This is a genomic window from Streptomyces sp. DH24 (genome assembly GCF_029813775.1).
Taxonomy (GTDB): Bacteria; Actinomycetota; Actinomycetes; order Streptomycetales; family Streptomycetaceae; genus Streptomyces.
On sequence record NZ_JARVKW010000102.1, the window covers coordinates 1 to 534 of the forward strand.

Annotated in this window: 1 protein-coding gene; it reads left to right on the forward strand. The window is 67.8% G+C overall.

What is annotated here, in order from left to right:
• Positions 1 to 534, forward strand: a 534-nt coding sequence (locus tag QC282_RS32030) for a polyketide synthase (protein ID WP_279553106.1), incomplete at both ends; no start/stop codon positions are given.

The window sequence follows — 534 nt, forward strand, 5'->3', positions numbered from 1 at the left end:
GTTTCCCGGGTGGGGTGGCTTCGCCCGAGGATTTGTGGCGGCTGGTGTCCGAAGGCGCCGATGCGGTGTCCGAGTTCCCGTCGGACCGTGGCTGGGATCTGGAGCGGCTGTATCACCCGGACCCGGACCACCCCGGAACGTCTTCGGCACGAGCCGGTGGTTTCCTTGCGGATGCCGGGGAGTTCGACGCGGATTTCTTCGGGTTGAGTCCGCGTGAGGCGTTGGCGACGGATGCTCAGCAGCGGTTGCTGTTGGAGTCGTCGTGGGAGGCGATCGAGCGGGCCGGAATCGACCCGAGCTCGCTGCGCGGCAGCCGGACTGGCGTCTTCGCCGGGGTCATGTACAACGACTACGGCGTCCTCCTTTCCGGCGACGAGTTCGAGGGCTTGCGCGGCAGTGGCAGCTCGCCCAGCGTCGCTTCGGGCCGCGTGGCCTACACGCTTGGCTTGGAGGGGCCGACGGTGTCGATTGACACGGCGTGTTCGTCGTCGTTGGTGGCGGTGCATTTGGCTGCGCAGGCGTTGAGGTCGGGGG